The organism is Variovorax sp. P1_H12_2 (genome assembly GCF_056405335.1).
In genome coordinates this window covers 1-4,444 of record NZ_JBFUCI010000483.1, presented here as the reverse complement: position 1 = coordinate 4,444, position 4,444 = coordinate 1, and the positions used below count along the sequence as shown (strand labels likewise).

The window sequence follows — 4,444 nt, the reverse complement described above, 5'->3', positions numbered from 1 at the left end:
GCCATCTCCAGTGGCTCCTTTCGCGTTGACGGCATGATCGTGGCCCCATGCTCCGTCAAGACGCTGTCGGAGATCGCCACGGGATGTACCAGCACCTTGCTCGCGCGCGCGGCCGACGTCACGCTCAAGGAGCGCCGGCGCCTGGTCCTCATGGTGCGCGAGACGCCCCTGCACATCGGGCACATCCGCAGCATGGCCGCCGTCACCGAGGCCGGCGGGATCATCTGCCCGCCGGTGCCGGCGTTCTATACCCGTCCGCAGTCACTCGACGACGTCGTGAATCACACGGTCGGACGTGTGCTTGACCTGTTTGACATCGAGTTCGGTGGAATGCCTCGCTGGGGCGAGACTGGCGCCACGCCGCCTTGAGCCGTTCCACCAGGCAGCGCGTTCTTCGCGCGATCTGGAACGGCGCGGCTGCGGATCGCTTCGCCTGTCGGTCGCCAAGAGACGGACAGGCCGACGTGAGAGCTGTTCGCGTGTGGTCTCGGCAAGAGGCCGTGCCTGACACGGGAAGACATGCGTTTCGACAGCGCTTTTCAATTCATTCAACAAGAGGAAGACGATGCAAGAGACAAACTTTGGCTACCAGGTTCGACGCGTGGCGCTGATGGCCGCGTTGCTGACATCCGGGTGGGCGGCTGCGCAGGGGTCGGCGACCTCGATCGACCGCTCGTTGGCGGACGTGTACCCGCAATTGGAGAGCTTGTACAAGGACCTGCATGCCCATCCGGAACTGGGCTTCGCCGAAGTCCGAACGGCGGCTCGGCTGGCGGCGGAAATGCGCGCACTCGGCTTCGAGGTCACGGAAAAGGTCGGCAAGACCGGCGTGGTGGCGCTGCTGCGAAACGGCACCGGGCCGACAGTGATGGTGCGCACCGACATGGATGGCTTGCCCATGGAAGAGCAGACCGGCCTGTCCTATGCCAGCCGGACCAAGGCCGAATGGAATGGCCGCGAGACGTTCGTCGCCCACAGTTGCGGCCACGACGTGCACATGGCGACCTGGGTGGGCGTGGCGCGCACCCTGGCCGGACAGAAGGATCGCTGGCAGGGGACGCTGATGTTCGTGGCGCAGCCCGCGGAGGAATCGAGTACCGGCGCGCGGGCCATGCTGGCCGACGGCCTGTTCACCCGGTTCCCGAAGCCCGACATCGCGCTGGCGCTGCACACCGACCCGCGTCCCACGGGCACCGTGAGCTATGCCGTTGGTCCGATGACATCGGCGTCCGACGCGGTCGAAATCGTCTTCAAGGGTCGAGGTGGCCACGGGTCGGCGCCTCACAAGGCACTGGACCCGGTGCTGATCGCTGCCCGCTTCGTCGTCGACGTGCAGTCGCTGGTGAGCAGGGAGAAGGATCCCATGGAGTTCGGCGTGGTGACCATCGGTTCCGTGCAAGCCGGCAGTGCGGCCAACATCATCCCCGATCGGGCGGTGCTGCGGGGGACCATCCGTTCCTACGACGCGGCCGTGCGTGCCCAGCTGGTGGAGGGCGTACGTCGCGTCGCCTTGGCCGCCGCGGCCGCTGCCGGCGCCCCTGAACCCGAGATCTCGCTGACCCCGACCGGACCCGCTACCGTGAACGACGCGGCGCTGGCCGCACGGGTGGAGACCGCGCTGCAGGCGGGCTTGGGAGGGCAGAACGTCATGCGAACGCGCCCGCTGACCACCAGCGAGGATTTCGCGGAGTATGGCGTTCAAGGAGTACCGTCGATGATGTTCCTCATCGGGGTCACCGATCCCAAGGTCGTCGCCGATTCTTTGCGCCCAGGAGGAAAGCCGCTGGTTTTCAACCATTCGCCACAGTTCGCACCGCTGCCTGAGCCGTCGATCAAGACCGGCGTGAAGGCGATGAGCTTGGCAGTCCTCAGCGTGCTGGGTCGAAGCTGAGAACCGCGAATCGGCCGTGACCATGAGAACGACCTGCGCATTGACGCGCGCGGGCGCGCGCTGATGCCACAGGACGTCCTGGGCATCTGCCCCAGGAATGATGCGCCCCAGCATGTGGGTTTTGTTGCGCAAGTATGCCGGGCTGGACCGGTCCGAGGGTCGGCCAGCGCGGCTGGACCTTGCCCCTAATATCGGCGGCTTCCGACACGACAACGAAAGAAGAAAGCCAATGAAACTCGAGACCCTGGCCATCCATGCCGGCTACAGCCCCGACCCGACCACCAAGGCGGTCGCGGTCCCGATCTACCAGACCAGTTCCTACGCATTCGACGACACGCAGCACGGCGCGGACCTGTTCGACCTGAAGGTGGCGGGCAACATCTACACCCGCATCATGAATCCCACCAACGCCGTGCTCGAGCAGCGCGTGGCCGCGCTGGAGGGCGGGGTCGGCGGGCTGGCCGTGGCGTCGGGCATGGCGGCCATCACCTATGCGATCCAGACGGTGGCCGAGGCCGGCGACAACATCGTCTCCGTCGCCAAGCTCTATGGCGGCACCTACAACCTGCTGGCGCACACGCTGCCGCGCTTCGGCATCCAGACGCGCTTCGCCGCGCACGACGACATCGCCGCGCTGGAGGCGCTGATCGACGACAGGACCAAGGCGGTCTTCTGCGAGTCGATCGGGAACCCGGCGGGCAACATCGTCGATCTCCAGGCCCTGGCCGACGCGGCGCACCGCCACGGCGTTCCGCTGATCGTGGACAACACCGTCGCCACGCCCATCCTGTGCCGGCCGTTCGAGCACGGCGCGGACATCGTGGTGCACTCGCTGACCAAGTACATCGGCGGTCACGGCACGAGCATCGGCGGCATCGTCATCGACTCGGGGAAGTTTCCCTGGGCGCAGCACAAGGAGCGCTTTGCGCTGCTCAACACGCCCGACCCTTCCTACCATGGCGTCACCTACACCGAAGCCTTCGGGCCGGCGGCGTTCATCGGGCGCTGCCGCGTGGTGCCCCTGCGCAACACGGGCGCGGCGCTGTCGCCGTTCAACGCCTTCCTGATCCTCCAGGGCCTGGAGACGCTGGCGCTGCGCATGGAGCGCCATACGGAGAACGCGTTGAAGGTCGCCCGCTACCTGAGCACGCACCCTCAGGTGGCCTGGGTCAAGTACGCAGGCCTGCCCGACCATCCGGAACACGCGCTGGCGGTGCGCTACACCGACGGCCGGCCGGCGTCGATCCTCTCCTTCGGCATCCAGGGCGGACAGGAGGCGGGCGCGCGCTTCATCGATGCGCTCCAGCTGGTGGTGCGACTGGTGAACATCGGCGACGCCAAGTCGCTGGCATGCCACCCGGCCTCGACCACGCATCGCCAGCTCAACGATGAAGAGCTCGAGAAGGCCGGCGTGCCGCGCGACATGGTTCGCCTGTCGATCGGCATCGAGCACAGCGACGACATCCTCGCCGACCTCTCGCAGGCGCTGGAAGCGGCTGCTCGGGCGTAGGCCCGCGAGCCCGCGCGTGGCCCGCGCTTGCGCTCGCGACCCCATCTGCTACCCTGCCTCGACATCAACGACAGCGTGGAGCACGTATGGTCAGGATCGCAATCGCGACGCTGCTGTGCCTGGTGGCCGGCTGCGGGGGCACCGCGCCGCCGCGCCAGCCCTCGGTCTGTTCGACGCAGCCCGGCAGCTTCGCCTGTCAGGTCGAGCGCTACTCGAACGCGGGCATGTGAGGGCGGGGGGCCGCCCGCGCTACGATTTCGCCGAGGCCGCTTGCTGCGTGAACGATAGCGCCAGGAAATCCACGAAGGCCCGCACCCGCGCCGCGAGCTGGTGCCGCTGCGGATACACCGCGTAGATGTCGGCGTCCGGCGTGAAGTACTGCGGCAACACGTGCACAAGGCGGCCGTTGCCCAGGTAGCGTTCGATGTCCCACTCGGCCCGCATCAGGATGCCGTGGCCATCCAGGGCCCAGTTCACCGCGATCTCGCCGTCGTTGGTGCTCAGGTTTCCCCGCGTCTTCACCGCTTCGGTACTCGCATTCCGGCCCCTCCCGCTGGCAAGGCGCCACACGCCGTAAGCCTCTTCGCCTTGACGGATCCCGATGCAGTTGTGTCTGGCCAGGTCGCTGGGGACCTTCGGGATTCCGTGCTTGGCCAGGTACGCCGGCGCCGCGCACAGCAGGCGACGGTTGGCCGCGATGTTCCTGGCGATCACGCGACTGTCCGGTGGCGCGCCGAAGCGCACGCAGACGTCGAACAGATCCTCGGTCGGCGAGGGCGGGTTGACCGAGAGTTGCAGCTGAACCTCGACTTCGGGGTATTTGCGAACGAACCTCGAGATCAGCGGCGCCACGTGACTGCGCCCGAAACCCAGCGTCGCATTCACCCGCAGCAGGCCTTTGGGCATCGCCTTCGAAACCCCGAGAAGCTCCTCCATCCCGTCGATCTCGCCAAGGATCCGGCGGGCATGTTCCAGGTACAGCTCGCCTTCGGGCGTCAGGCTCATGCGGCGCGTCGACCGGTTGACCAGCAAGACCCCGACCC

The 4,444-nt window shown here is 67.2% G+C and carries 5 protein-coding genes; 4 read left to right on the top strand and 1 reads right to left on the bottom strand.

Features of this window, described 5'->3' with window-relative positions; all coding sequences use genetic code 11:
* The 4 genes from AC1D2K_RS30635 to AC1D2K_RS30620 all read left to right on the top strand — a co-directional run.
* A partial coding sequence (locus tag AC1D2K_RS30635; protein ID WP_478093688.1) for a UbiX family flavin prenyltransferase occupies positions 1–369 on the top strand: 369 nt, incomplete at its 5' end.
* 241 nt (positions 370–610) lie between these two features.
* A complete protein-coding gene (locus tag AC1D2K_RS30630) occupies positions 611–1,891 on the top strand; it encodes an amidohydrolase (RefSeq protein WP_478093690.1) in 1,281 nt (426 codons plus the stop codon).
* A gap of 229 nt (positions 1,892–2,120) precedes the next feature.
* Positions 2,121–3,401 (top strand): bifunctional O-acetylhomoserine aminocarboxypropyltransferase/cysteine synthase, encoded by a 1,281-nt coding sequence (locus AC1D2K_RS30625; RefSeq protein WP_478093686.1) that lies wholly within the window; start codon positions 2,121–2,123, stop codon positions 3,399–3,401.
* 86 nt (positions 3,402–3,487) lie between these two features.
* Positions 3,488–3,631, top strand: a complete 144-nt coding sequence (locus AC1D2K_RS30620) for a hypothetical protein (protein WP_478093684.1) — start codon at positions 3,488–3,490, stop codon at positions 3,629–3,631.
* Positions 3,632–3,650: 19 nt separating this feature from the next.
* Here the strand turns inward: AC1D2K_RS30620 and AC1D2K_RS30615 are convergent.
* A partial coding sequence (locus AC1D2K_RS30615; RefSeq protein WP_478093682.1) for a LysR substrate-binding domain-containing protein occupies positions 3,651–4,444 on the bottom strand: 794 nt, incomplete at its 5' end.

What these genes read in the sequence shown, in the direction of transcription:
- AC1D2K_RS30630 (WP_478093690.1), top strand. Translation starts at nt 611, where the DNA reads ATGGCCGCGTTGCTGACATCCGGGTGGGCGGCTGCGCAGGGGTCGGCG.
- AC1D2K_RS30625 (WP_478093686.1), top strand. Translation starts at nt 2,121, where the DNA reads ATGAAACTCGAGACCCTGGCCATCCATGCCGGCTACAGCCCCGACCCG.
- AC1D2K_RS30620 (WP_478093684.1), top strand. Translation starts at nt 3,488, where the DNA reads ATGGTCAGGATCGCAATCGCGACGCTGCTGTGCCTGGTGGCCGGCTGC.